The organism is Bradyrhizobium sp. USDA 4452, from assembly GCF_054063575.1.
This window is the reverse complement of record NZ_JBSSGK010000001.1, coordinates 1,926,373-1,953,011: the sequence shown is the minus strand read 5'-3', so window position 1 is coordinate 1,953,011 and position 26,639 is coordinate 1,926,373. Positions and strand designations below refer to the sequence as shown.

General features: G+C 62.8%; 14 protein-coding genes and 1 pseudogene. 11 read left to right on the top strand and 4 right to left on the bottom strand.

All coding sequences use genetic code 11. The features are described from left to right. The first annotated feature begins 47 nt into the window (after positions 1-47). From ACVISU_RS09230 to ACVISU_RS09220, 3 genes and pseudogenes are all read left to right on the top strand, one after another. Positions 48-3,941, top strand: coding sequence for a two-partner secretion domain-containing protein (locus ACVISU_RS09230; RefSeq protein ID WP_456706725.1), 3,894 nt, complete (start codon positions 48-50; stop codon positions 3,939-3,941). A gap of 10 nt (positions 3,942-3,951) precedes the next feature. After that, entirely contained in the window at positions 3,952-12,174 is an 8,223-nt protein-coding gene (locus ACVISU_RS09225) for a filamentous haemagglutinin family protein (RefSeq protein WP_456710784.1), read from the top strand. 778 nt (positions 12,175-12,952) lie between these two features. Further along, positions 12,953-13,515: pseudogene (locus tag ACVISU_RS09220) on the top strand (ArdC family protein); the annotation flags it as partial. A 158-nt stretch (positions 13,516-13,673) separates the two neighbouring features. On the opposite strand, the gene ACVISU_RS09215 reads toward ACVISU_RS09220, so the two are convergent. Continuing rightward, positions 13,674-14,576 carry a LysR substrate-binding domain-containing protein gene (locus ACVISU_RS09215; RefSeq protein WP_050404173.1) on the bottom strand — a complete coding sequence of 301 codons (903 nt, stop codon included), beginning with the start codon at positions 14,574-14,576 and terminating at the stop codon, positions 13,674-13,676. Between the two features lie 113 nt (positions 14,577-14,689). Here ACVISU_RS09215 and metC point away from each other — a divergent pair, with 113 nt between their 5' ends. Genes metC through ACVISU_RS09190 form a run of 5 tightly spaced genes read left to right on the top strand, consistent with a single transcriptional unit; the run spans position 14,690 to position 19,195 of the window. Then, positions 14,690-15,895, top strand: coding sequence for a cystathionine beta-lyase (gene metC / locus ACVISU_RS09210; protein ID WP_456706724.1), 1,206 nt, complete (start codon positions 14,690-14,692; stop codon positions 15,893-15,895). A 28-nt stretch (positions 15,896-15,923) separates the two neighbouring features. After that, on the top strand, positions 15,924-16,763 hold the full coding sequence (locus ACVISU_RS09205; protein ID WP_050404175.1) for a transporter substrate-binding domain-containing protein: 840 nt from the start codon (positions 15,924-15,926) through the stop codon (positions 16,761-16,763). Continuing rightward, positions 16,763-17,407: an amino acid ABC transporter permease gene (locus ACVISU_RS09200; RefSeq protein ID WP_456706723.1), complete on the top strand. Its 645-nt coding sequence runs from the start codon at positions 16,763-16,765 to the stop codon at positions 17,405-17,407. The genes ACVISU_RS09205 and ACVISU_RS09200 overlap by 1 nt, the downstream gene beginning before the upstream one ends. Further along, a complete protein-coding gene (locus ACVISU_RS09195) occupies positions 17,407-18,177 on the top strand; it encodes an amino acid ABC transporter ATP-binding protein (RefSeq protein WP_456706722.1) in 771 nt (256 codons plus the stop codon). The genes ACVISU_RS09200 and ACVISU_RS09195 overlap by 1 nt, the downstream gene beginning before the upstream one ends. Before the next feature lie 10 nt (positions 18,178-18,187). Further along, positions 18,188-19,195: a succinylglutamate desuccinylase/aspartoacylase family protein gene (locus ACVISU_RS09190; protein ID WP_456706721.1), complete on the top strand. Its 1,008-nt coding sequence runs from the start codon at positions 18,188-18,190 to the stop codon at positions 19,193-19,195. A 733-nt stretch (positions 19,196-19,928) separates the two neighbouring features. Here ACVISU_RS09190 and aspT (ACVISU_RS09185) read toward each other — a convergent pair. Then, positions 19,929-21,623, bottom strand: a complete 1,695-nt coding sequence (gene aspT / locus ACVISU_RS09185; RefSeq protein ID WP_456706720.1) for an aspartate-alanine antiporter — start codon at positions 21,621-21,623, stop codon at positions 19,929-19,931. A 15-nt stretch (positions 21,624-21,638) separates the two neighbouring features. Beyond that, on the bottom strand, positions 21,639-23,330 hold the full coding sequence (gene aspT / locus ACVISU_RS09180; protein WP_456706719.1) for an aspartate-alanine antiporter: 1,692 nt from the start codon (positions 23,328-23,330) through the stop codon (positions 21,639-21,641). A 335-nt stretch (positions 23,331-23,665) separates the two neighbouring features. Between aspT (ACVISU_RS09180) and aspD the strand changes: the two genes are divergently transcribed. The 3 genes from aspD to ACVISU_RS09165 all read left to right on the top strand — a co-directional run bounded on the left by aspD (position 23,666) and on the right by ACVISU_RS09165 (position 26,079). Next, positions 23,666-25,297, top strand: a complete 1,632-nt coding sequence (gene aspD / locus ACVISU_RS09175; protein ID WP_050404181.1) for an aspartate 4-decarboxylase — start codon at positions 23,666-23,668, stop codon at positions 25,295-25,297. Positions 25,298-25,493: 196 nt separating this feature from the next. Next, positions 25,494-25,682 carry a hypothetical protein gene (locus ACVISU_RS09170; RefSeq protein WP_050404182.1) on the top strand — a complete coding sequence of 63 codons (189 nt, stop codon included), beginning with the start codon at positions 25,494-25,496 and terminating at the stop codon, positions 25,680-25,682. Positions 25,683-25,761: 79 nt separating this feature from the next. Beyond that, the gene (locus ACVISU_RS09165; RefSeq protein ID WP_050404183.1) at positions 25,762-26,079 is read left to right on the top strand and encodes a hypothetical protein; all 318 of its coding nucleotides are present in this window, start codon (positions 25,762-25,764) and stop codon (positions 26,077-26,079) included. Positions 26,080-26,115: 36 nt separating this feature from the next. Here ACVISU_RS09165 and ACVISU_RS09160 read toward each other — a convergent pair whose 3' ends face one another. Beyond that, positions 26,116-26,511: a hypothetical protein gene (locus ACVISU_RS09160; RefSeq protein ID WP_456706718.1), complete on the bottom strand. Its 396-nt coding sequence runs from the start codon at positions 26,509-26,511 to the stop codon at positions 26,116-26,118. Between the last annotated feature and the right edge of the window lie 128 nt (positions 26,512-26,639).

The following is a 26,639-nucleotide window of genomic DNA, read 5'->3' as shown; positions in this document are numbered from 1 at the left end:
GATCGGATCTGTGCATCCCTCCGTCCGTTGTTCCCGGGGAATATCCCATGCCGTCTCGCCGGAAAGCCATCCGCCGTTCTCGTCTTGACCTGCGTGGGGTCGCGCCGCTTCCTCCGCGGCAGCGGATCGGACTGGTATCCCGTTCCGTGCTGCTCGCCGGAACGAGCACGCTGGCGCTGCTGCTGAGCGGGCTTGAGGACGCTTCCGCGCGGCCGTTCGGCAATTTCGCGACGACGACGTCGGCGCCGGCGATCGCCAGCGACGCGGCAACCGCCGCGGCCCGGCAGGCGACGGAAGTCGCCAGGCAAAGCCAGGGCGCGCTGATGCGGGCGACCCAGGCCATCCAGGGGCTGCAGGCCGCGCAGTCCGCCGCACGCAGCGCCGCCGCGGCCTCGCAGCGATCGGCCACGTTGCCGCAGGTCGCGGTGCCGAACGGCCTCGGGCCGGGCGGGCTTCAGGTGGCGCCGGGCGCTGCGCCCGGCTCGGGCCTCTGGCAAGGCGCCGCGCTGCCGAGCCAGAGCGCCAGCGGCGGCCAGACCACGGTCACCGTCAATCAGACCGCGCCGCAGGCGATCCTCAACTGGCAGAGCTTCAACGTCGGCAGCCAGACCACGCTCAATTTCAACCAGCAGGCCGGCAACTGGACCGCGCTCAATCGCGTCGTCGGCAACATCGGACCGAGCCAGATCCTCGGCCGCATCACCGCGCCCGGCCAGGTGCTGGTGATCAACCAGAACGGCATCATCTTCGGCGGCGCCAGCCAGATCAATGTCGGTTCGCTGATCGCCTCGACCGCCAACATCACCGATGGCCAATTCCTCGCCAATGGGCTCTATTCGATCCAGAGCGGCACGACCTATCTGCCGAGCTTCACCGGCGCCGGCGGCAAGATCGTGGTCGAGAGCGGCGCGCTGATCACCACCAATGCGCCGTCCTCGGTCACGTCAGGCGGCGGCTTCGTGCTCATGATGGGCACCGAGGTCGACAATGCCGGCGCCATCACTACGCCGAAGGGCCAGACCCAGTTCGCGGCCGGCGACGATTTCATCCTGCGTGCCGGCTACGGCACCAACACCAACCAGAACTCGACTACCCGCGGCAACGAGATCGCGCCGCTGCTGCGCAGCGGCAGCGCCAGCGGGACCGTCACCAACACCGGTCTCGTCCTCGCCCAGCAGGGCGACATCACGCTGGCCGGGCATGCCGTCACCCAGGACGGCATTGTTCTCTCCACCACCTCGGTCAATCAGCGCGGCAGCATCCATCTGCTCAACTCGACGTCCGACGCCACCGGCAGCATTACGCTGACCAACAACGGCATCAGCCTGATCCTGCCGGAGACCGATGCCGCAGCCGCGCTGGTTTCGGGCATCGATCCGAGTGTGACCGCGTTCAATTCGCAGCGCGATGCCCTGATCGCCTCGGCCAAGCCGAACCTGCTGGCGACCGGCCAGTTCGACAACCTCTCGACATTGGCCGATCGGCCCGATCAGTCGCGCATCGAAATCGTCACCGGCGGCACCATCGATTTCAGGAACGGCTCGCTGACCATGGCGCAGGGCGGCCAGGTGACGGCCTCCGCCGGCAAGCGGGTGTTCGCCGAGACCGGCGCCGTGATCGACGTCTCCGGCACCACCGGCACCGTGCTGCCGGCGTCCGCCAACATGGTCAAGGTCAACGTCCAGGGCAACGAGCTGCGCGACAGTCCGCAGAACCGCGACAGCGGCACGCTCATCAACAGCAACATGTGGATCGACGCCCGCGATCTCACCTTGGTGCCGGCCGGCACCGGCGGCTATGCGACCGACCGCTACTACACCGCCGGCGGCCTGCTCGAGGTGTCGGGCTATCTGAACAACACCGGCCACAGGATCGGCGAATGGACCGCGCTCGGCGGCACCATCACCCTGTCTGCGCCGGAGGTGGTGGCGCAGCGCGGCGCGATCTTCAATATCTCCGGCGGCGCGGTGCAGTACCAGGGCGGCTATGTGCAGCAGACGATGCTGCTCGGCAGTGACGGCCGCATCTACAATGCCGACAATGCGCCGGCCAATTTGACCTATGTCGCGGTGGCCAACGGCTTCATCGTCAATCACGCCCACTGGAACGTCGTCGAGGTCTATCTCAGCCCGTTCGGCAAAGGCGGCTCGCGCTGGGAGAACGGCTATACCGTGGGCCGCGACGCCGGCAGCCTCGTTCTCGCGACCCCGACCTCGATCTTCGAGGGCACGATCCTCGCCGGTGTGATCGACGGCGAAACCCAGATCGCCAAACGCCCGGCCGGCGTCACCGACGGCTACAAGTTGACCCAGAACACCGTGCCGCTCGCCGGCACGCTGGCGCTCGGGCAGTACAACGGCTACGGCCTCGCCGGCGCCTACACCACCGATGTGACGTTCGGCAATATCGCGCCGGTGTCGGGCAATCTCGGCTTGACGTCGGCGCTGCCATCCGACCGCACCAACACGGCCTGGTTCGACGCGCCGACGCTCAACAGCTTCGGCCTCGGCGGCGTTCAACATCAACACATCAAACAAGATCGCGATCAATGCACCGCTCGAGTTCTCGGCCGGGGCGCAGGTCAAGCTGATCGCGCCGACCGTCGATATCGCAGCCGACATCATCGCGCGCTCCGGCAGCGTCACGGTCAGCAACATCCTCAACACCGCGACCGGCACGGTCACGCTGACCAATGCGGCGGGGGGCGCAGCGCTGACGCTGGAATCCGGCGCGACCATCGATACGCGTGGCCTCTGGGTCAATGCGCAGACCGATCCGACGAGCGCATCAGGTCTCGGCTTCCTCGACGGCGGCAACGTCACCTTCGATTCCACCGGCGACGTGACGCTCGCCGGTGGCAGCGCGATCGATGTCTCATCGGGCGGAGCCATTCTTGCCAACGGCAAGACCCGAGGCGGCAAGGGCGGCAATGTCACCCTCATCGCCGTGGATCCCGCCGGCGGCGGCACCGCCGTCAATGGAACGTTGACGCTCGGCAGCAGCATTCGTGCGGCCGGCGTCAGCGGCGGAGGCACACTGACCATCTCGACGCCGGGGACCGTGGTCATCAGCGATCAAGCAAGCCTGTTCGGCGGCACGCTGCAAGCGAACACGCCCGCGAAGGCGAACCTCGTCCTGGCGCAGCCGCTGACGATTCCCGCCGGCCAGCCGCTGCCGATGCCGTACAGCACGGTGCTGACGCAGACGCCTCTCGATACACCGCTGCCGGGCGGCGTTGTGCCAGGAGATCAGCGCACGGATGGCAGCGGGCAGAACGGCGTCACCGTTCAACAGGATTGGATCGTGCCGACTGGCATGTCGGCCATCGATTACAATACTCTCACAAACTACACGTCCGGCCAGACGATTCCGGCGGGCACGAACGTTTCCGCTTTCGGTGGCGCCTTCCCGGTCGGCTATGTCGTCCCGTCCGGGACATTTCCGAATGGCATCAGAACGACGGCCTTCACCTACACGATTGCCGCCGGGAATGTGAGCTCGACGGCCACCACGTATGCGCCCGGCGCCGTGATCCCTGCCGGAACCAGCCTCGGCGTCACCGTCGCGGTCCAGTCGCCGGTCGTCCTCACACCAAGCCTCTTCGCATCCGGTTTCGCCAACTACGACGTCAACGGCGGGACCGAGACGCTGGTGACGAATGGGACGGCCGTTGCGCCGACCATGCCGGTCTACCGGTTCACGGCCAGCAGCTACGCCGCGCGGAGCGGTGCCGATCCGGCAACGGCACTGACGTTGTGGCAGCCGCCGCTGTTCACCGAAAACCCGCTGAGCGCGACGCTGACGCAGCGGACCGGCGCCAGCGTAACGCTGCATGCATTGATCAAGGGCGGCCTGGAACACGGCGGCGGCCCGATCGTGATCGGCGACGGTGCGTCGATCACGGTCGATCCCGGTCAGAGCATCAAGCTCGATGCCTATAATCAGATCACGATGGACGGCCGGCTGACCGCGCATGGTGGCAGCATCACGCTGATCAACGAGTCCGACAATTCACTGGAGGCCTCGCGCAACTTCGACGCATACGGCCAAGGCCGTGCCCTGTCGCTCTGGATCGGCGCAAACGCCGCGCTCGACGTGTCGGGCGCGGCTTACACGGCCACTGACAATGCGGGGCGGGCCTATGGCACCGTCACCGATGGCGGCAGCATCAACCTGGGCGGCGCAACCGGCTTCGTAATCGTCCGGCCCGGCGCCGAACTCAACGCCGACGGCGCCAACATCACCGTCAATTCCGCTGCCGGCATGTCACCAAATGCGGTCGGCAGCGCGCAGGCGCTCGTGAGCAATGGCGGCTCCATCGCGCTCAGCTCGTCGAGCGGCCTCTATCTCGACGGCAATATTCACGCCGCGGCCGGCGGTGCAGGGGGGGCGGGCGGCAGCCTGTCGATCTCGTTGCTCAGCGCAGTCTTCCCCGCCGACGGCTCCTTCGTGCCGGCAAATGCGCTTGTACCCAGCACGATCATCGTGACCCAGACGCACCAAGCGTTGCTGCCCGTCGACATCGCACCGGGGACCGATGCTTCGAACCTGACATTCGGCCAGGCCTTGGTCAGTGCCGACATGGTCAAGGCCGGCGGCTTCGGCAATCTGTTGCTGAGCTCGGGCGACTACATGCAGTTCTCCGGCAATGTGTCGCTCGCGCTTGGCCAAAGCATTACGCTCACGGCTGCGGCCTTCACGTCGGGCGCCGCGGTGCCGGGCCTGCCGGTGCCCGTCGGCTCGCCGAGCCAGCCAGATCCTTCCGCGCCGATTCCGACCGGCGATGTCCTGCTGTCGGCGCCCTATGTATTGCTGCGCGAACCAGTGGCAACCACCGCCGGATTCATCGGCAATCCCGGCTCGGCCGGCGTGCCGAGCAGGGCGAGTTTCGAGGTCGATGCCAACCAGATCGACGTGCAGGGGGTGATCCAGTTCTCCGCGTCCTCGCCGAACAGCATGTATGCGCCCGGCTTTGCCGACATCAGGTTCGTGAGCAAAGGCGACATCCGCTTCCTGGGCATCCCCACGCCGGGGCAGCCGACGAGGCTCTCGACCGACTGGAATCTTGAACTCATCGCCGCCCAGCTCTATCCGGCCACGGGCGTTGTCGCGATCGTCACCGCCGGGCAGAATAATTTTACCGCTGCGCAGTTGGATCAGCCGCCCACGCTGACCATCGGCCGCAGCACCGACACCATTCCGGATGCACCGCTATCCGTATTCGGCAGCCTCGCGCTCGCCGCGCCAATTGTCGAACAGGGCGGCATCGTCCGTGCGCCATTCGGCAGCGTCGTGCTCGGCAACAACAATCCGTTCGACAACCGAATTCCGACGCAACGGGTCGACGTGCTGCCGGGCAGCCTGACCTCGGTCTCGATGGCGGGCATGACCATCCCTTATGGCGGCACCGTCGATGGCGTGACCTACAGCTACAACGGCGCGAGTGTTCGTCCAATCGGGCTGACTAACCTGACCTCGGAAGGCAATCCGCTCTCCGGCATCATGCTGGATGGGCAATCGGTCAACGTCCAGGGCGGCGCCACGCTCGACCTGTCCGGTGGCGGAAATCTGACCGGCGCGGGCTTCATCTCGGGCCGCGGCGGCTCGGTCAACGTGCTCAACACGCCGCTGATCAACGCCAACCCGGCTACGCCTGTCAGCAAGGCAAGCGACAAGGTCTATGCCATTTTGCCCGGCTACACGTCGGCCTATGCGCCCGTTGCGCCGGAAAATGGCGCCGGCGATCCGGCGATCGGCCAGCAGATCACGATTCCGGCAGGCGTGCCGGGCCTGCCTGCCGGCACCTACACGCTGTTGCCGTCGAACTACGCGCTATTGTCCGGGGCTTATCGCATCGAACTTGGTGCGGCCGCGCGCACGCCGATCAGCAGTCCAGTTGCGGTCGGCAACGGCACCTACGCGGTCTCCGCCTACACGGGGGTTGCCAATACCGGGATCAGAAGCGCACTTGCATCTCAGGCGTTGATCACAGCCGGAGCAGCGGTACGCAAGTATTCTCAATACAATGAGCAGAACTACAGCGACTTCCTGATCGCGAACACGACGCAGTTCGGCGGCGTGCGGCCACTGCTGCCTGCGGACGGCAAGACGCTGGTCGTCGCGTTCGAGCAGCCATCGACGACGCCGGCTGCAGAGGCATTGTCGTTCGAGGGCACCGCATTGTTCCAACCCGGCCAAGGCGGCTTTGCCGGCCAGCTGCTCACCCGCGGCGTCGGCGAGATCTACGCCGATGCTCCGACCGCGGGCTTTGCCGGCGTATCGGTCCGTGCGGCAGACCTGGATGCGATCGGCGCGCCGCGGTTGATCGTCAACGGCTACGACGCCATCGTCAACGGCACGGTGACCTATATCGGCGGGAGCGACATCTTCATCCGCGACGGGGTTACGCTGACGGCAAGTGAAGTGTTCCTAGTCGGCGGCAATATCACGATCGGCAACAACGTCACGCTCAGCACCATCGGGCAGGGGCCCGCGCCGTTCGACTCCACCTCCCTCGGCATGAGCTACACCACCGCCAGCGGCACCACGGTGCTGGCGCTGTCGAACGGCAACCTCAATTTTCTCGGGTCGAACGGAGGTTCCGGTTCGATCACGATCGGTGCCAACTCGCAGCTCTATTCCGAAGGCACGCTGGTGTTCGCCACCAACGGTGCATCGAGCATCGATCCGTCCGCGCATTTCGGATCGCGCAACATCACGCTCGCGGTCGGCAGCATCAATATCGGGGACAGCGGTACGATTGCCGCGGCCGGCGCGCCGGCCGGCTTCCTTTTCAATCAGGCCCTGTTCGATGTGCTCGTGCACGGCGACCCCACCCATGCCGCGCCGGCGCCGGAGAGGATCACGCTGAGCGCGGCGAGTTCCGTCAACCTGTTCGGTTCGGCCGGACTCGACGCCACCGGCACCGGCATCAATCTCGTGCTGAATACGCCGGCGATCTACGGCTACGGCAGCGCGGGCGATACCGCGACCATTGCAGCTGGCAAGATCACCTGGAACGGTATCGCCGGCGCGACCCCGCCGGCGCTTGGCGCGGGTGGACTTGGGAGCGGTCTCGGCACGCTCAATCTCGTCGCAAGCGAGATCGACCTCGGCAAGTTCGCATCGCTGGACTCGACCACCCCGAGCCGCGTCATCTACGGCTTCGACAACGTCAATTTCACCGCGAGCTCGCAGATCGTCTCCGCCGGCAACAGCTCGCTCTACGTCTTCCAGGCGCCGAGCACGGCGGCCGGCGCGGTGTTCGGCCAAAGCGGCACCGGCGGCAATTTGACGCTGTCGACGCCGCTGCTGACCGGCACGCAGAAGTCGATCATGAACTACACCGCCGGCGGCGCGCTTGATATCACCGTGCCCGCGGGGCTCGCGCCGAGCGCGGCGACCTCCACGGTCTCCGGCGCCGAGATCGACCTGACCGGCGACAGCGTTGCGATCGCCAGCACCGTCCTGTTGCCGAGCGGCAAGCTGGTGGTGAACGCGACCAACGGCATCTCGCTCGGCAGCGCCAGCCGCATCGACCTCTCCGGCCAGCCCTCGACGATCCAGCGAGCGACCGTCTACGGCTTCGGCGGCACCGCGATCTTCACCACCAGCCAGGGCGGATTCACGCAGGCGGCCGGCTCGGTGATCGATGTGTCCGCTACCAACGCCAGCGCGGGATCGATCAGCGTCAGTGCGCGTAACGGCACCGTTTCGTTCGGCGGTCGCCTCGTCGGCAGTGCCACCGGCAGCAACACCAGCGGCGATTTCAGCGTCACCGCCGCGAACATGAGCAGCGCCGATTTCGCCGCGCTCAATGCTCTCCTGACTCAAGGCGGCTTGTTCGACGCCCGCAGCTTTGACATCAGGACCGGTGACCTCGTGATCGGCGACGGCGTCAAGGCGCACAGCGTGACCGTGTCGGTCGACAGCGGCGGCTTGATTGTCGCCGGCACGATCGACGCCAGCGGCGCCGCCCCCGGCATGATCCGCCTTTCCGCCGGCAACGGCCTCACGCTTGCATCGAACTCCGCGCTCGATGTTCACGGCACGGTGCTGCAGACGGACAGCTACGGCCAGCCGATCGAGGCCAAGAACCGTGGCCATATCGAATTGACGGCGGCGGGCGGTGCGCTCACGTTGTCTTCGGGCGCAACCATGGATCTCTCGACGCCAGACGGCATTGCTTACGGTGACGTAGTGCTGAACGCGCAGCGCACCGGCGAAACCTCTGGTGACATCGCGATCAGCGCCTCAGGCTCGCTCACGATCAAGGGAGCGAACAGTATCGCGCTCAATGCGTTCTGGACCTACGACCTGCCTGCTGGCAGCACCATCAACCAGGCAACGCTCGATGGTTACGACGTGGCGAGCACGGCGTTCATCAACGCGGCGCTCGGCAATACGCGCCTGACGGCGAACTTAGCCGGTTTGTCCGCCTACGGCAGCAGGTTCCATCTGCGTCCGGGTGTCGAAATCACCTCGAGCGGCGACCTTTCGACGTCGGGCAACATCGACCTCTCGATATATCGCTACGGACCGAGTGCGGATACCAATACGGCGTCGGCGACCTACGGTGCGGGAGAGCCGATGGCTCTCGTGGTTCGCGCCGCCGGCAATTTCGCCGTCAATGGAAGCATCTCGGACGGCTTCCAGATGGCAGGCGAGGCGCCAGCGCTCTATTCGGCGGTTGCCGACATCACCGTGAGTTCTGCCTTCCGGATTGTCCGCACAAACTATCTGTTGAGCATTGGTCAGACGGTGCAAACGACTGCCGCCTGGACTGTTCCGACAAGCTGGGGCCTGTTGGTGCCGTTCTATCCGAGGGACCTAAGCGGCCATCGCTATGCCCCCGGGCAGACCATTCCGGCCAATACTATTCTTAACCTGGTGGTCGTTCCGGTCTCCGAGGCATCTTCCGTCGGCGGCGTATTCGCCGCGCCGTCGGGGCCCGCCATCCCGGCCGCAAGCGACGGTACCTCGCCTTGGTCCACCATGTTGGCGAGCGGTTCGCAATCTGCATCGCTGCGCCTGGCGGCCGGCGCCGACCTCTCCGCCGCCGACCAACGCGCGCTGCAACCGGCTCGCGCGCTCAACGGCGGGGGCAATCTGACGCTCAACGATCCCGCCTACAGCGACTCCGTCAATGGCACCTTCTTCAGTGTGGTTCGCACCGGCACCGGCAGTCTCGAACTGCTCGCTGGCGGCAGCTTCAGCGAAGCAACCCCCTATGGCGTCTACACCGCGGGCACGCAAGCGGCCCCGGTTCTGGTTAACGGCCGCAATCCCTACGACCTGGTCGGCGCGATCCGAAGCGACGTCACGCATGCCTGGTATCCGGAGCATGGCGGCGATCTGCTGCTCGTCGCGCAACAGGATGTCACGGGCTATATCGCGACCGCCGACAACACGTCTCACTATGTCGACTCGAATCGGATCGGCAACTGGCTGCAAACCCAGGGCGGCGGCGGGCTGTCGGCTGATCCGACCGCGTGGTGGATCAACTTCGGCACCTTCGTCAAGGCCGACCAGAGTGCATCCGGCCCTTCGCTCGTCGGCTTCCAGGGGATCGGCACGCTCGGCGGCGGCAACCTCACCGTCATCGCGGGCCGCAATGCCGGCGCGTCCGACGGCGGCGGCGCAAACACCTCGACAGGGCTCGACCTTGCGGTCGCTTCGACCGGGCGGCTGTTGCCGAACGGGACGTTGCTGCAGACCGGCGGCGGCGACCTGACGCTGAGCGTCGGAGGCATTCTTAATCCGATGAACGCGCTCACCGCCTCGGGGGCTTTGGTGCCGGATTATTTCGGTTCGGTCGCCGACTTGCGCGGCAACATCACCGTTCGTGCCGGGGCGGTCGGAGACGTGGCGCAAAATGGCAGGAGCGGAGGCGCCTCGTCGGTCGATCCGCGCACGCTCGATCCCTTGACCTTCAAGGATTCGATGAAGACGCAGGGTCCGACGTTCACGCCGGGCGACGGCACGGTCAGCATCACGACGCGCGGGGACCTCGTGATCGGCGGGGCGAGCGACGCCGGCATGGCGGCACCGGTCAGCGTGAATGGCGGGCCCTACACCCAGGTCAACGGCGACGGATCGACCACGCTGATGAGTTCGGGCGGGCGCACCAATTTCACGCTGTGGACGTCAGCCACCGCGATCGATCTCTACGCGGCGGGCGGCGATGTGGCGCTATTGGCGGGAGACAGCGCCGGCAGGCAGAACGCGAACGGCTTCTATCCGGGAACGCTGATCGTGGCAGCCGCCAACGGCGATATCCGCTTTGGCGGGGGTCTCTCGATCGAGATGATACCGTCGCAATACGGCCAGCTCGATTTGCTGGCGGCGGGCTCGATCTACGGGCAGGGCCAGGTACTGTCGATGTCGGGCGCCGACATGACCTCACTCGCGACGCCGCTCCATCCGGTGCTCGACCTCGGCGCGACAAGAACCAACGCGTCGCCGGACGCGGCCTACCGCACCAAGCCTTTCAATCCGATCGCCTTCGGCGAGGACACGCCCGTCTCCAACCTGCATCAGGGGGATACCCAGCCCGCGCGGGTCTATGCGGGGGTCGATATCGACGATCTCGAGCTTGGGGCGACGCTGAGCATGTTCCGCAGTGCCTCCAGCGGCTTCTTTCCTCTGCACAGCACCTGGTATCTTGCGGCCAAGCCGTTCGAAGTGATCGCCGGCCGCGACATCGTCGGCCTCGGTGCTGTGCCGGATGTGTTCTTCAACACCGATCCCGCCAGTGTTTCGCTGATACAGGCCGGCCGCGACATCATCTACCAGTCGGTCAACGTGGCCGGTCCGGGCCTGCTTCAGATCCAGGCCGGCCGTAACCTGTACCAGGGCTATTATGGTTCACTGACCAGCGTCGGCGACGTCGTCAACCCTGCCAACAATGCGGGCGGCGCCGGCATCACGGTGCTGACCGGCGTCGGCGCGAACGGCCCGGACTACGCCGATTTCGCGAAGCGCTATTTCGATCCGGCCAATCAGCTGGCAAGCGACGGCACACCGCTCGCTGGCAGCGGCAAGGTGGTGCATGCCTATGGCGCCGAGCTGTTGGCATGGCTCCAGAAGCGTTACGGCTACAGCGGAAGCGCAGCCGATGCGCTCGCCTTTTTCCTGGCGCTGCCGAGCGAGCAGCAGGGCGTGTTCGTCCGCCAGGTGTTCTATGAAGAACTCACCCTCGGCGGTCGCGAGTATAATGATACGGCCGGGCCGCGTTACAAGAGCTATCTGCGCGGCCGCGAGGCGATCGCGATGCTGTTTCCCGACCAGTATGCGAACGGCAGGCCGCTCACTTACTCAGGCGGGCTTACGATGTTCAGCGGCTTCGCGAAGGACGCTTCCAACAATCCGTATCAGGCCGATACCGGTATCCACACCCAGTACGGCGGCGCGATCCAGGTCCTCAATCCGGGCGGGCAAACCATCCTCGGTGTTGAAGGCCTTGTGCCGGGCGCAGGTTCAGGCCTGATCACGCAGGGACGCGACAGTCCGATCGACATCTATTCGCTCGGCAGCATCCTGCTCGGCCAGAGCCGCATCATGACGACCTTCGGCGGCGACATCCTCGCCTGGTCCGCCACCGGCGACATCAACGCCGGCCGCGGCTCGAAGACCACCACGATCTTCACGCCGCCGCTGCTGAGCCATGACAGCTACGGCAATGTCACGCTGTCGCCGGCTGCGCCAGCGAGCGGCGCCGGCATTGCCGCGCTGGCGACCATCCCGGGCACGCCGCCGAGCGACGTTGACCTGATCGCGCCGCTCGGCACCATCGATGCGGGCGAAGCCGGCATCCGCGTCTCCGGCAACGTCAATCTCGCCGCGTTGCAAGTCATCAATGCTGCCAACATCCAGGTGCAGGGCACCTCGACCGGCATTCCGACGGTGCAGGGACCGCCGGTCGCTGCGCTGACAGCCGCGTCAAACACCACCGCAGCCAGCCAGCAAGCCGCTGCGCCGCCGCCAAAGACGAATGACCAGCCTTCGATCATTATCGTCGAGGTCATGGGTTACGGCGGCGGCGACGGCACCCCGTCCGAGGCGACGCCGGAGCAGCAGCGCAACCCGCGCGACAGGCGGACCTACAACGAGAACAGTGCTTTCCAGGTCATCGGGCTGGGTGACTTGACTGGGTCTCCGCACGGCAATCGTTGATCGGGGAGAAAATCGGGACCGCAGTTGCGGGAAGTCGGGTCGGGATGCACGAACATCGACAGCGTCGGCACGCCGTCATGCTGCAAGCGGCGCGCGACAGGCGGAGCTCGGTCTTTCGCCGCGCCAAATGAAGCGCCCAAACCCGCGAAACAACCGACTCTAAAGATGGCTTCGCTCAGGGCTCCAGCTTCATCTCATGGATGTCCAAAGATTACAGTGCAATTTCAATGTTATAGGAGTTCGCAGTTTTGTTCTGGGTGGCGCGCCATAAATCTCAATGACTTAGATTCATTTTGGCAAAGTCGTCGAATATCGGTTGATGAGCTTCGGCGAACGTTGGCGAACTCGGCCAAGCTAATCAGCAGGCTCAACAGCCCTCATTGAGGGGAGCAGATCGGAGTATCGCGGGGCCAAGCAATGGTGACGACTAGGCACGGGCGGTCTCTTCGGTTGAGAGAAACGGCGATTGCTTGACTGCCAGTTTGCTCAGCAAACGATCCGGCTCACCAACTCGATTCCGCTGTTCGTTCTCGGCGCCATTTTTCGATGTACTCCATTGTGGCGGTCGACCGCGCCAATCTGGGCTTTGCGAGGCCTTCATTCACAGCAAGTAGCCAGTCTGCAATGATAAGTTGCGAGGCCCGGACGCGCCGACGGATAGAGTTCATATACATAGAGTGCCGGCCGGGTTCTGCCGTGACGGGTTACAGGCTGCGAGAGAGGCTCGCGGCGCCCGTCGCGGAGATCCGCGATGTCCAGACACCATCTTCGGGCGTGCGCCGGCGCGGCGTCGTTGGCCATGCCGAAAAGCGCCGCGACCGGCCGTCAATACAGCGGCATCAAGGTTCTCACTGCCACCGAACGCGCATTCACAGGCCAGAGCTGGCTTACGTTCCGCCAGGCGCTGTCATTCCGTGGTCACGTCCGCAAGGGCGAGCGAGGGACCACCGTTGTTTATGCCGACCGCTTTGTACCAGTCGACGAAAAGCGGCGCGCCAGCGAAACAGTCGACGATGCGCAGGCCATCCCGTTGCTGAAGCGCTTCACGGTGTTCAACATCGATCAGTGCGATGGCTTACCTTCTGAGATCGCAGTGACGGCGCCACCTCCGCCGTCGGGCCTCATCGCGCCAGATGTTGAATACCTGATCAAGGCGAGCGGGATCGACTTCCGCATTTGCGGCAATCGCGCCTTCTACGTGCCGGCGGAGGACTACAGGTGCCGCCACCGCAAACCTATCTCGAGCCGATCAACTGGCATCGAACGGCCTTGCACGAGTTGGCGCATGCCAGCGGCCATGCATCGCGTCTCAACCGCGTCGCTGGCGAGCAAGGGTCGCGGATTATCTCCTCCGTTTCGTTACCAACTTCGCTCCAACTGCAGCCTCCGAAGCGGGAATCGGCGACCACAAAGCCGCGACATGGTTCACCGACCGCTCCCGCCGTATCCTCACTAAGGGCAGCGGCCACGTCGTCGACACCCGGACGAACTCCAAGCCGTCAACCGGCGCCTTTGAAGCTAAAATAGCTGCGCGCTTTCAAGAGCTCGTCAATCATGCCTTTGTAGGTTTGAGAGGTGCGGATGTCTTCGCGAAACAGAAGCACGCTGCGGAACTCGATCTGCGGCCGAAGTGGCCGCAAAATCAACCCAGTGTCAGTGAGACCCGCAGCGGAGGTCGGATTCACCATGCCAATTCCGACGCCTGCGAGAACCAGCGCACACACCGTTATAGAACTCGGCGTTTCCGCCACGATCTGCGGCCGGATATCCTGATTTCGCAGCACCGCCTCCAACCGGTGCCGCGCGCGGTCCTCGGGCGCCAAGGCAATGAAATTGCGCTTATGCAAATCGGCGGCTTCAACGAACGGCTTTTTGGCAAGTGGATGGCCGGGGGGTAGCGCGCAGACCGCGTGCACCATCCCAAAGTCCTGGTGGTGTACACCAGTGAGATCGACCTCGTCGGCGGCCAACCCCATATGAAAGCTTCCGCTGACCACCAGTTCCCGAACCATGGACGAGGCGTGAATCTGCAGCGTCAGCGGAATACGGGGATGCCGCTTCTGAAACGCGCGGATTGCACGAGGCACGAGCGTGTTACCGAGGGCCGACAGGCTTGCGATGCGGATCGCGCCCATGCCGAAATCCCTAATGCGCGCGGCCTCGGCGCGCAGCTTGTCGAGACCGACAAAAGCTTTGTCGACTTCAGTGAAGAGAAGGCTTCCCTCGGCGGTCGGCGTCAACCGACCACTCGTTCGGTCGAAAAGGGGAAAACCGACAGATTTCTCGAGTTCAGCAATCGCGCGGCTCACCGCCGGCTGAGTTATGTCGAGCATTTTCGCGGCGCGCGAAGCCGAGCCCGAGATGATGACGGCCCGGAATGTATCGATCTGCCGATAGTGCATCGCTCAGCCTATAAGATGAACTCATAGGTCTATACCATTACGTCAATTGAATGCATACCCCAGCTGGCTATCCTCGATCCGATCCTATCCGATCCGATCCGAGCCGAGGTTCCATGCATGATCTGACACGCTGCGTCCATCATCCTGCCGTCTCACATGAAGGTTTCGCCAGCCTGGCAGTCCCAACCTATCGCGCCTCGACCATTGTCTATCCCGATCCGCAATCTTTCGCCGAACGGTCCAAGCGCGGTCCGGATGGATACAGTTACGGCCTGCACGGCACGCCGACAACGCGGACGCTAGAAGCTCAACTAACGGAACTGCACGGGGGTATCCGGACCGTGTTGGTACCTTCGGGCCAGGCCGCGGTGACGGTCGTTTTTCTTTCCGTACTAAAGCCCGGCGACAAGGTGCTCATCCCCGATACGGTCTATCCGCCGGTGCGCCGGTTTTGTTCGGACTATCTAGTGCCGCGCGGCATCCTGTTCGAGGTCTATGATCCCCTGATTGGTGCCGATATTGCCGGTCTCATCGATGACCGGACCCGTCTGATCTGGGTGGAGTCGCCGGGCTCCGGCACCATGGAAGTCCAGGATGTGCCGGCGATCGTTCGCGCCGCCAAGGCGCGGGGCGTGCTGGTCGGCTGTGATAACACCTGGGCCAGCCCGCTCTTGTTTAAGCCGTTGAAGCATGGCGTCGACTTTGCGGCGGAGGCGCTCACGAAATACGTCGGCGGCCATTCTGATCTTTTGCTTGGATCGATCACCGTGGCCGACCTCGAACTCCGCAATGCGCTCAAGGACACCATGCGCATGCTCGGCATTGGCGTCTCGCCAGACGAGGGATCCCTTGCTCTACGCGGCATCGAGACGATGGGCGTGCGCGTCAAGCACATGGGACACGTTTCCGAAAAGTTCGCGAGACTTCTCGGCGCCTTTCCCGCCGTGGAAAACGTCCTCCATCCGTGCCTGCCATCCTGTCCCGGCCACGACATCTGGGTACGCGATTTTGCGGGCTCCAGTGCGGTGTTCAGCATTCAGCTGAGGCCCGAATTTAGAAATCGGCTGGCGGCGGGATTGTCCGCTCTCAGAATTTTCGCAATCGGCGCATCCTGGGGGGGCACGAGAAGCCTGATTGCGCCAATGAACATGGAAGGCGATCGCAGCGTGCGGCCCTGGGACGAAGCCCGTCCTCTGATACGCATCAGTGTCGGTCTCGAAGATCCCGAGGATCTCTGGCTCGATCTCGTTCACTTCTTTGAAGCGCTTCAGCTAAGGCGATCGGGCGTTGAGACAGCTCGCGATCGCTCGAACGTCTAACCTACTAGCTGTCACAGGGAGAGCACGCATGAAGTCGAAGTATGTCCCATTGCTGTTCGCATCGTCATTGGCCGCTTTGGCTATCACCTCACCGGCATTCGCTGACAACGATACTAAGCTGGCGAGCATTCGAAGCAAGGGCGTCATGCGTGTCGCAATCACCCAGACAAGTCCTCCTTGGACCTATCTCGGAGATGACAATCAGCCTGCCGGTTACGACGTCGAAGTTGTCAAGGAAGTTGCCAAACGTATGGGCGTCGCCAAGTTGGAATTCGTTATCGACAGTTACAAGAATTTTGTCGAAGGGTTGGAAGCGGACAAATACGATACGGTCTTCAACGATCTATCGCCGACCAAAGAACGCAGTCTGCGCGTGGATTTTGCCGAGCCCTATGGCGTAGAGGACTTTCGCATTTTCGTTAAAGCCGGCAACAAATCCATTCGCGGCATAAACGATCTCAAAGGAAAATCGGTCGGCGTCACCACGGGTAGCGCCAATGAGGCATGGTCAATCTCGCATCTGCCGGGCGCGACCATCAAGGGATACGATAATGGCAGCTTCATCTTTCAGGATTTGAACAACGGCCGGCTCGACGCCGTGATCATCTCTCATTTCGGCGGGCTGAAATACGCGAAGGCAACAAATATGGGCGTCGAGGAAGCCAGTGATCCTCTGACTTATTCGATCGCTGCGCCAGCGTTGCGCAAGGGTGAGCCATCGCTCAAGGCGGCGCTCAGTTCGGCGATCAAGTCAATGTCAGGGGATGGAACACTCGACAGTTTTGCCCATCGTCTAACGGGCGTGACCTATTCGATCACGCAGGCGATTGCGACGGCACAAAAAGAAGCAGCCGGAGAATCGCAATAATGGATCTCTTCCTGCGCGCGTTGCCGTTGTTTGCAATGGCGCTTCCCATCACATTATTTCTGGGAACGTCGTCCTTCATTTTCGGGTCTGTGTTGGGAATGCTGGTCGCGCTCATGCGGTTGTCGGGAGTGACACTGTTGCGATGGGGCGCCTTCGCCTATGTTTCCATCTTTCGCGGAACGCCGTTGCTGGTGCAGATCCTGCTCGTCTATTTCGGGCTTCCGCGCCTGGGCATTGTACTCAATCCGCTTGCGTCTGCCATTCTGGCGCTAACGTTATTCTCGGCGTCGTATTTGAGCGAGAATTTCCGCTCCGGCATCCTTGCCGTTGAAAAGGGACAATGGGAGGCAGCCGCAACCCTCGGGATGAGCCGCATCAAGACATTCACACGGATAATTATGCCGCAGGCGCTTCGCATCGCTACGCCGACAGTGGGCAGTCGTCTGATCGCACTGATGAAAGACACCTCCCTCGCATCGACGGTCACGGTGGTAGAACTCACGCGCGTCGCCGAACAGGTGGGAGCAGCGAGCTTCCGCTACCTCGATATGTTTCTCATGGTCGGCGTGATCTACTGGACCATCAATCAGCTTCTGACCGTCCTGCAAATGATAATTGAAGACCGCCTGTCGAGGCACATGTGATGACATCGACCGATCAAGATTTGGTTTGCGTCTCTAATCTCACTAAGCGCTTTGGCGATCTCGAGGTGCTTAAAGGCATCGATTTTTCCGTCCGGGCCGGGGAAGTCGTCGTTATCGTCGGACCCTCCGGTTCCGGCAAGACGACGCTATTGCGGTCGCTCAATTTTTTGGAAATGCCGACATCGGGTTCGGTTTCCGTCTGCGGCGTCGAGGCGGTGTTCGAAGGCGGCAAGTGTATATCGCCGCATGCTGCAAGGCTCTTTCGCGACATCCGATCCAAAACCGCTATGGTGTTCCAGAGTTTCAATCTTTTTCCGCATATGACCGCGCTCCAAAACGTCATCGAAGGCCTCGTCAGCGTCAAGAATGTTAAGAGACCGGAAGCCGCCGACGAAGGCAAGCGGCTCCTCACTCTGATGGGGTTGATGGACAAAATCGATGTCTACCCCTCAAGGCTTTCGGGCGGCCAGAAGCAGCGAGTCGCCATTGCCCGCAGTCTTGCCATGAAACCGGAGGTCATGTTGTTCGATGAGCCGACATCGGCATTGGATCCCGAACTTCGAGGCGAAGTGCTGGCTGTGATGCGGGACATCGCCAAGTCAGGGACAACCATGATTGTTGTGACTCATGAGATGCAGTTTGCGCGCGATATAGCCGATCAGGTCGTTTTCATGGATAATGGGGTTATCGTCGAAACCAATCCTCCTGAGCGCTTCTTCGGCGCTTCGGAAAACATGCGCGTTCGCGCCTTCCTCAACGGAATTGGGTGATGGATCGATGATGAAAAGTCGGATCTGGACGGAAATCGATTTCGGCAAAACGGGCGTGCAATCCGACTTTGCCCGAGTGCCTTATTCCTCTAACACCTCGGCCTACGGCTGGATTCCCGTGCCCATGGTCTGCATCAATGGGCAAAGCGGCCCAACAGCGTTGTTTACCGCGGGTACGCATGGTGATGAATATGAGGGACAAGTGGCCCTTCTCAAACTCGCTCGCGAACTTTCGTCGGCCAAAATTGCCGGACGTGTTATCATTCTTCCCGCGTTGAATCAGCCCGCCGTGGCTGCGGGACGCCGCAATTCACCATTGGACGACGGTAACCTCAATCGTCTGTTTCCAGGCGACGCCCAAGGCACGCCGACAGAAATGATCGCGCATTATGTGGTCACCGAATTATTGTCTATGGCAGATGTGATTATCGACCTTCATTCGGGCGGCTCGTCGCTTGATCATTTGCCATTGGCGCTGGCCCGCGAAGGGAAGGCCGAGGAAGAAACAAAGCAGATCCATCGCCTTCTCAGAAGTTTTGCAGCGCCCTTCAGTGTTATCACCAAGGGCACTGGGGGAGGAGCGGCGAGCACGCTTTATGCAGCTGCCGAGCAGCTTGGTGTTCCCGCCATCACGACGGAGCTAGGCAGCGGAACGACGCTTTCGCGGCAAGGGCTGGAATTAGCCGAAGCCGGACTTCGACGCGTGCTGCGCGACTACGGGATCGCGCCTGATCTGGACGTCGTTCAAGCGCCTGTCACGCGCTTCGCGCGATCTTTGGGACCAGCGAGTTCGATTTTTGCTGTCCATGCCGGTCTGTTCGAGCCCTTCGTGGAGCTTGGACAGGCGGTGACGCGCGGACAAGTGGCTGGAAACCTGCACCGTCTCGACGACCCCCTGGCGAACCCATCGGTGCTGACTTTCAAAGCCGATGGCATCGTTTGCTGGCGCCGATTTCCGACATTAACCGCGGCAGGTGATGCTCTGTATGGAATGATGTCAAACTCAATCGAAGAATGATTGTTACGGGCGCGGATCAGCCGAATCTGAGCCCGATCATCTCGGCAATCGTGAAACGCCCAACCGGCCGTGATGTCCCGATTCTCGTTACCGCAAAAAGCATGACTGACGGCGGCGTTTTGCGTGATCTGTTCGAGCATGACAATAGCGGACATTTGCAAGACGTTGCCTTGTTGGACCGCCTTGTCACCGACAAGCTGAAATGGAAGCCGAACAGGTCGCCACCGAAGGCTGGAAGTGGATTTCGGTGGCGGTCGACTTCCCCTACGGCCATGCCAAACGTGCGTCGAAAGCCTCGATAAGTCGTTCCCACAATCGGAGGCAAGGAAGTACCGGCATATTTTCGTACGGACCGATGGGTCGGAAATGGCGGGGTAGCGCAAGGGCTGGCGCTCGCAAAATCCCTCGGAGCCAAAGTATCGGTCATCTTCGTCGTGGAGCGCTCCTTTCGGAAATAGGAGCACGGAATGGCGAGATGCTCGCAGGATACGCCGAGGTGCGCAAGGAACGGGCCGCCAGCGCACTGGATCGCGCGGTGCTTGCGGCCAAGGAGGCCGGGTGCTCTTGCGAGACGATTCAAGTGGGGAGCCGGCAATCCCATTGGGGCATCATGCACCGGCCAAGGATAGGGCTGCGACCTCATGGTCACGTTCTCGCGCGGGCGCAGCGGACTTTCCGCGCTTCTGATCGGCAGTGTAACCATGTTTGGCTATGCCACTACGTGCGCGTCGGCTCATCCAGCGAAAACCACCACCATGACCGATCCCCAGGTGGTTAGCAGAATGTTTGAGATCGGATAAGCGGGCGTATAGCCCAGCACTACCACCGAGCTGCCGGAGTGCTCCTGGATCGCGGCCATCGCAGCCGTGACCGTCTGCGCTCCGGTCAATGCGCCGAGCAGGAGGATCGAATTCATGTGCAGCACGAAATGACCGAAGCAGAAGCCGACGATCTGCGGCAACAGGGTCACGATCATGCCGCCCAGAAGCAAGCCGATGCCCGCCTCGCGGATGGCGGAAAGGAAAATCGGCCCCGCATGAATCCCGGTCAGGCCGACAAAAGCCGCCAGTCCGAGCGACGTCATCAGGCTGATGGCGCCATCCGGGATCCGGCCGAAATACGGCAGACGAGTGCGGAGATAGCCGACCAGAAGTCCGGCGAGCAGAGTGCCGACGCTGGTGCTCAGTGAGATCGTGATACCGCTAACCGTAAAACTCACGAGAACGCCAACGAGCCCGCCGAGGAAAATCGCGAGCCCCAGCACGACGAAATCGATGCTGGTGCTCGGCGCGATGATGACCCCGATGCTCTTGGCCGCATTCTGCACCACCGGCTCAGGACCTACGAGGCGAAGCAGATCGCCGCGCTGCAGGACCACGCCGGCCGCGATCGGGAGCGATTCACCACCTCGGCTCAATGAGCGCAAATAGAGGCCGCGCGCCCAGTTCTGTTCCGAGGCCTGCCCGAGACTCATCCCCGCAAGCTTGGGATTGATCAGGAACACATCAGCCGGGACCAGAGGGATATCGAGCAGTTCCCGGTCCTCCACCTCCGCGCCGCGCGGTTCGATCAGTTCCACGATCATCTGGCGCGGCGCGGACACCGCGACAACATCGCCTGCCGCGAGCATTGTTCCGGGGTCCGCCTCGAGGATGTGCTCGGCGCGTCGGATGCGGTGAATAAAGACGCGTTGCCCGGGGACGCGCGCTTCGGCGGCGGCAACCGTCAGTCCGGCGATCGCCGCGTGGTCATCAAGGCGGTAGGCGCGCAGCTCGAACTTGCGCCAGGCGGACGCCAGGTCAGGCCGGGCGCGCGTGATGCCCAGGGTTCGTTCTAATTTGAGCGCCTCGGTCTTCAGATCGATCTTCAGCAGCGCCGGAACGACGATCGTGCAGAACGTGATCACGCCGGCATAGCCGAAGATGTAGCAGACCGCATCGGCCACTGCGATGTGCGAGACAAACAGCGCGCGCTGAGCGTCGGACACGGGCAGCGAATTGACGGCGTCGGTCGCCGTACCCATTGCAGCGCTCTGGCTGAGTGCGCCGGACAGGAGTCCGGCGGCAAAGCCGGGGTCAAGTCGCAGCACGTGTGCCACGACGATCGCGGCGGCAAGACCGGTGAGGCTCACGACGACAGCCATCAGCATCGGCTTCAGCCCATCGCGCTTCATCGCCAACACGAATTGCGGGCCGACCGAATAGCCCACCCCGAACAGGAACAGCAGGAACAAGAACGATTTGGTCATGCCGGAGACCGGCACATGCGCGAAATCGCCGACCGCAAGGCCCGCGAACAGCGCCCCCGTGACTGGGCCAAGGCTGAAAGCGCCGATCCTGAAGCTTCCGATCCAGTAGCCCGCGGCGATCACCAGGAACAGCGCGAGCTCTGGATAACGGACGAGGAACTGCTGCAGCCAGATCAACATCGTCGCGCGCTGCGGCTATGTCATCATCATCACCAGCACCATGCCCCAGATGGTCAGCAGCGTGTTTCCGACCGCGTAAGTGACGGTATAGCCGAGGCCGGGAATCTGGCTCTTGGCGCGATCGTTGATCATGCCGAGCGAAGCAGTCGTCGTGCGCGCGCCGGAGCAGCATCCGAGCAGGATCGCGTCGTGGAAGCGGAACAGGTATTTGCCGACGAACATCGCCAGAATCAGCGGCACGGTGGTCACCACGACGCCCCACAGGAAGAGGCTGAAGCCGAGCTTTTGCAGTCCGGCGACAAATCCCGGCCCCGAGGAGATGCCGACCACGGCAATGAAGACGTTCAGGCCGACCGAGTTCATGAACCACACGGTGGGTGACGGGATGCGACCGAACGTCGGGTGCACGGACCGGAGCCAGCCGAAGAACAGGCCCGAGATCAGCGCGCCGCCGGAGGTGGAGAGGGTGAGCGGCACGCTTCCGATCTTGTAGACGAAGGCACCGACAAGGGCGCCGATCGCAATTGCCGCGCCGATGAAGGCGACGTCGGCAATGTCGGTCGCACGATCCGGGCGGCCCAGCATCTTTGTGGTGGCCGCGACATCGGACGTGCGGCCGACCAGGGTGACGATGTCACCGCGGTTGATCTTCGTGTTCGGCAAGATCGGAATCTCGGTCGCGATCGCGCCGCGGGCGATCCTGCGCAGGAAAACGCCGCGGGCGCCCGGTTCTTTCGCCAGTTGCTCCAGCGTCTTGCCATCGACGTCCTTGCTGGTCACGTAGATATCGACGCCCTCGATCGGCACCGCCAGCAGCTCGCGATCGTCGACTTCCTCGGCCTGCTCGCCGATCAGCTGCACGAGCACATCGCGGCGGCCCGCTACGGCAACGACGTCGCCGGCGTGAATCACGGTGTCGGAGGTCGCCTCCTCGATCTTCCCTCCTTGCCGCAGCCGGAGGACGAAGACGCGATGATCAGGAATCAGTGCTTCAACCTGTGCGACCGTCTTGCCGACCACAGGTCCGCGTTCGCGAACGCGGTAGGCGCGCAAATCGAACTGGTGCCAGGCCGTTCCAGGGCCGCCCAGCTCCTTTTTGCCGCCGTGCTGCTCTTCGTATTTCTTGCATGCGGTCTCGAGATCGATGCCGAGCAGCGCCGGTCCGAGCAGCGCCAGCACGATCGCCGACCCGACCGTGCCGAAGATGTAGGTTACGGCGTAGGCGACCGGCATGGCATCGAGCAGCTTCTTGGCTTCGTCCGCGGGCAGGCCAAGGCGATTGATGGCGTCGGTCGCGAGCCCCATCGATGCTGAGATCGTCTGCGAGCCGGCATAGAGCCCGACGGCCGACCCGACGTCGTAGCCGGCGAGCTTCGCGCCGAGATACGCCGAGAGCAGACAGAAGACACAAACCACGGCCGCGAAGACAGCCTGCGGAATGCCGTCCTGCGCGATGCCACGCACGAATTGTGGTCCGACGCCGTATCCGATCGCAAACAGGAACATCAGGAAGAAGAACGGCTTCAGTGGACCGGAAATCGTGATTCCGATCTGGCCGATGATGACCGCGGCGACCAGCGTCGCGGTGACTGCGCCCAGGCCGAGGCCCTTGTAGGTGAAGGATCCGAAATAGTAGCCGAGGGCCAGCGAAAGGAAGATCGCGATTTCGGGATAGGTGCGGAGCGTTTGGAAGAACCAATTGATCATGATGTCACCCGTTCATGCTGTCCCGGGGCTTCGGCATGCGATCGCTTCGATCTCGCGGGGTAGCCGAAGAGGGCGAGCAACCGTATCGACCGACATCAGACGGCGGCTGGGGATGACGATGTTGATCTATGTCAACCGCAACTGCCAGAGCCGCGTGATTCCATTGTCTTGCCGACAACGCATCCGTGCGCCTCCGTGATCGCAAGGCCTGCACGAGACCGTTGACATAGATCAAGCCTCGTCAGCGGCTGCCGATCATGCTGCGCGCGATTGCGCAGGCGACAGAGCCTGTCGTTTCCATTCCACCAGCTTGCATCGCCCCGGGAGTGTCAAAAATGGCCGATCTTCTGACCTTAAAGAAATTCGAGGCGCTGAGCCCGTTCGAGATCAAGGATGAGCTGATCAACCTCGCGAAGAGCAATTCGAAGCGCAGTCAGATGCCCTTCCTGAACGCCGGCCGGGGCAACCCCAACTGGATCGCCACGACGCCGCGCGAGGGCTTCTTCCTGCTCGGCCAATTCGCCGTCACCGAGAGCAAGCGGGTGATGGAGCATCCGGCGGGGATCGGCGGCATGCCGCAGGCAAAGGGCATTGCTGGGCGGTTCGAGGCCTGGCTCGCACAGCACAAGGACATGCCGGGCGCGAGCTTCCTGACAGAGATGCTGCCCTTTGCGGTGAAGAAATTCGGTTTCGATCCCGACGCCTTTGTCCACGAACTGGTCGATTCGATCATCGGCGACAATTACCCGGTGCCCGACCGCATGCTGGTGCACAACGAAAAGATCGTGCACGAATATTTGATGTGGGCAGTCTGCGGCGAGCCCCGGCCGGCCGGGAAGTTCGACATCTATGCCGTCGAGGGCGGTACGGCGGCGATGTGCTACCTGTTCAAGTCGCTGAAGGCCAATCGTTTGCTGGTGCCTGGTGATACAATTGCGCTGGCTACGCCGATTTTCACACCCTACATCGAGATGACGCATCTGGAAGATTACGATCTGAAGGTCGTTCAGATCAGGGCTCCTCAGGAAAACAAATTCCAGTTCACCGACGAGGAAATCAGGAAGCTGGAGGATCCGAAGGTCAAGGCCTTTTTCGTCGTCAATCCGTCCAACCCTCCGGGGATGGCGTTGAGCAAGGAGACGGTCGCCAAATTGGCCAATCTGGTCAGGACCAAGCGCCCCGACCTGATGATCCTCACCGACGATGTCTACGGAACCTTCGTGCACGACTTCCGCTCGCTGCTCGGCGAGCTGCCGCACAACACCATCGGCGTCTACTCCTATTCGAAATACTTCGGCTGCACCGGATGGCGGCTCGGGGCCATCGCCATCCACGAGGACAACATCTTCGACAAGAAGATCGCCAATCTTCCGGACGAGGCCGTGAAAGCGCTCGACAAGCGCTATGGGCCGCTGACGCTTGAGCCGCGCAAGCTCAAGCTGATCGATCGCATCGTCGCCGACAGCCGCGACGTGGCGCTCAATCACACCGCCGGATTGTCGTTGCCGCAACAGGTGATGATGAGCCTGTTTTCGCTCTCGGAAATGATGGACGTGAACAAGGCCTATCAGGCTGCCTGCATGGAAATCGTCAACAAGCGCCTGTGGTCACTGCTCGACGGGCTCGGTCTTGCAGACAAGCTAGTCCCGAATCCGAACTACGATGCCTATTACGCCCTGATCGATTTCGAGTTCTGGGCCCGAAAGAACATCGGCGACGATGCCGTTGAATACTTGAAGAAGAATGTTCACCCGCTGGACCTAGCGTTCAGGCTGGCCGAAGCTCACGGAATCGTGCTGCTGAACGGAGGCGGCTTCGATGCACCCGAGTGGTCACTTCGTGTATCGCTTGCGAACCTCCCTGACGATGTCTACGACGATATCGGTCGAGGCGTCCGGACCATCGCCAGAGGCTATCGCGATGCCTATGAGGCGGCGACCGGGACCCAGGGCGGCGCGCGGCGTTGAGTTATCCAGCTGATTGAACCGTGGTTGGCGCCCCGGCGCGAAAGCTGTCGCGGATGATGCTGCCCAGGCGTTCGCCATTGAGGCGTCGGGCCGTCAACCCGGCGATATAGTCCGATTGGGTGAGCCTGCTTGTCGCACGCCAGACGGATTGTTTGGCACAAGCTGCACTGGTCATTCGTGGTATCCGTGATCTACCATGATCATCATGGAGAACGGCAGCGACATATTTCGGCGAACGTTTCACGCCCGGGAGGCGGGCGACGTACGCAATTGGCTGCATCGCCGGCTTGAAGCGATCGACGGCGATTTTGTTTTCAGGATAACGGTCGTGCTGGCCGGGATGCTGTCGACTGTCGCGTTTGCCTTCGGCTTGCTGTCGCTCTGAGCCTTCCGTCCGGAGCGAACGAACTCATGTCGGCGATGAGTTGGCCGCCTGCAGCTCAAGGCCCAGCCGGTGGCGATCAATGCGCTTCAAAATAGCGGCACATTCGACCGGACGCCGGACCCGTCCGGCGGCAAGGGCAGGGATCGGCGCCGCGGCCGCGATTGCGCTGTTCTGCTGTGCGCAGCAGACCGTCGCGTTGCCGCTGACGCCTTTCGGTTCCGAGACCCAGGCTCGGCGGCATTGTCCTGGCGATACCGTGGTCTGGCTCGATTTTCGCCGGGGACGCTACTACTTCAAGGGGCAGAGCCGCTACGCCAGAGGCTTCGACGGCGGTTTCGTGTGCGGGACCGAAGCCCGAGAGAGCGGCTACCGTCGTTCGTTGTTCGGCCTGCGATGACTTCACCCTGAGCGAGCCAGGCGCCCGACGGTCGATTCACCAACCGTAGTAACGCGGCTGGGCGTAGTAGGCCGGCGAATAGCCGTAGCCGTAACCTGCGCCAGGCGGACAATAGCCGTATCCGGAGCCATAGCCGTATCCGCCGTAATAGGGATATCCGCTGTAGGCCGAACTCGCGATAGCTCCGCCAACGATCGCACCGGCAGCGGCCGCGCCCCAGCCGCGATAGCCCCAGCCGCCATAGCCTCCTCTCCAACCGCGATAGCCCCAGCCACCGCGCCAGCCACCACCCCAACGGACCTGAACGGCGTCGTTGTCGACCGCGCTCTTCATGGCAGCGATGTTGGTCGGTAGTGGCGCCGCCTGGCTCACGCCAATCCCGACCGTGCTCGCAAGCAGGGTCAGAGCCAGCAAGGTTTTGGTGTTCTTCATGACATCCTCCAGATCTGGGTGACGCGCGCAACTGTCATCGAAGCGCCGGAGGCAAACCTGTCAGCCCGCGCCATTCGACGCTTGATCTGGATCAAGCAGCGTCTGTCGAGTCGATGGCACCGCTTCCC

Bases quoted from the DNA above. Each gene is read 5' to 3' on its own strand.
- ACVISU_RS09165 (WP_050404183.1), top strand. From the start codon at position 25,762: ATGCGCTTCAAAATAGCGGCACATTCGACCGGACGCCGGACCCGTCCG.
- metC (WP_456706724.1), top strand. From the start codon at position 14,690: ATGCATGATCTGACACGCTGCGTCCATCATCCTGCCGTCTCACATGAA.
- ACVISU_RS09190 (WP_456706721.1), top strand. From the start codon at position 18,188: ATGAAAAGTCGGATCTGGACGGAAATCGATTTCGGCAAAACGGGCGTG.
- ACVISU_RS09205 (WP_050404175.1), top strand. From the start codon at position 15,924: ATGAAGTCGAAGTATGTCCCATTGCTGTTCGCATCGTCATTGGCCGCT.
- ACVISU_RS09200 (WP_456706723.1), top strand. From the start codon at position 16,763: ATGGATCTCTTCCTGCGCGCGTTGCCGTTGTTTGCAATGGCGCTTCCC.
- ACVISU_RS09230 (WP_456706725.1), top strand. From the start codon at position 48: ATGCCGTCTCGCCGGAAAGCCATCCGCCGTTCTCGTCTTGACCTGCGT.
- aspD (WP_050404181.1), top strand. From the start codon at position 23,666: ATGGCCGATCTTCTGACCTTAAAGAAATTCGAGGCGCTGAGCCCGTTC.
- aspT (WP_456706719.1), bottom strand. From the start codon at position 23,330: ATGATCAATTGGTTCTTCCAAACGCTCCGCACCTATCCCGAAATCGCG.
- ACVISU_RS09225 (WP_456710784.1), top strand. From the start codon at position 3,952: ATGGACGGCCGGCTGACCGCGCATGGTGGCAGCATCACGCTGATCAAC.
- ACVISU_RS09195 (WP_456706722.1), top strand. From the start codon at position 17,407: ATGACATCGACCGATCAAGATTTGGTTTGCGTCTCTAATCTCACTAAG.
- ACVISU_RS09215 (WP_050404173.1), bottom strand. From the start codon at position 14,576: ATGCACTATCGGCAGATCGATACATTCCGGGCCGTCATCATCTCGGGC.
- ACVISU_RS09160 (WP_456706718.1), bottom strand. From the start codon at position 26,511: ATGAAGAACACCAAAACCTTGCTGGCTCTGACCCTGCTTGCGAGCACG.
- ACVISU_RS09170 (WP_050404182.1), top strand. From the start codon at position 25,494: ATGATCATCATGGAGAACGGCAGCGACATATTTCGGCGAACGTTTCAC.
- aspT (WP_456706720.1), bottom strand. From the start codon at position 21,623: ATGTTGATCTGGCTGCAGCAGTTCCTCGTCCGTTATCCAGAGCTCGCG.